The organism is Shewanella sp. Isolate7 (genome assembly GCF_022398425.1).
Classification (GTDB): Bacteria; Pseudomonadota; Gammaproteobacteria; order Enterobacterales; family Shewanellaceae; genus Shewanella.
The window spans coordinates 1-803 of record NZ_JAKEVJ010000183.1; the positions used below are offsets into that span (position 1 = coordinate 1).

The window sequence follows — 803 nt, forward strand, 5'->3', positions numbered from 1 at the left end:
ATACTGAACAAATCCGCTTTACGCTATGGCTCTTCCTGAGTTTCTCGACTAACGAGAACTGTTCAGTGAGTCTGACATCAAGAGAGCCGTAGCCTTTTTTAAAATGGTGTTCTCTTCTTCAATGCGGCGGATTTTCTTCTCCAGCTCACGGATCCGCTGTTGTTCGGGGGTGAGCGGTGCGCCTTTGGGGGATACGCCTTGCTTCTCCTGTCGAAGCTGGTTTACCCATTTACGCATGGCTGAATKACTGACGCCCATCGCGCTTGCAGCCTCAGTTATGCTGTATCCCTGTTTCGTTACCAGCTGCGCAGCTTCTAATTTGAACTCTGCACTGAATGTCGGTCTTGTGTTCTTCATTTCTACCACCTTTTCTCTGGAAGTGAGTCTATCACTTCGTCTATTCAGGTGGCCAAATTCACTATGCCACTACAGATCGACATGATTTGGCTGTCGGTGAATTTTGATGTTTTCATAAAGAATCTCCTGCGCATATGGTACGAGAAAATTCTACTTTTGACGCCAGTTAATTTAAGGGGGGATTACCACCGGACGCTTGTAACCGTCCGGTGATCCCCACATTCAAAAACTGATGCTGCTACTGCATAGTGCTCCTTTTACTAAGGAGAATACCCATGCGGCATCAACGACGAGATGTAAATACCTGGCTGGATCTTTTCGACCGCCAGGAACAAAGCGGATTATCGGCGGTGGCGTTTTGCCGTCAGCATCAGATTAATATCCAAACATTTTACGCCAGACGCAGTGACATCAGGCTTCAGCGAACCAACAATAAATTTGTTCAC

Annotated in this window: 1 pseudogene; it reads right to left on the minus strand. The window is 47.0% G+C overall.

Annotated elements, in window-relative coordinates:
* A pseudogene (locus L1D47_RS20885) lies at positions 1-357 on the minus strand (transposase); the annotation flags it as partial.
* Between the last annotated feature and the right edge of the window lie 446 nt (positions 358-803).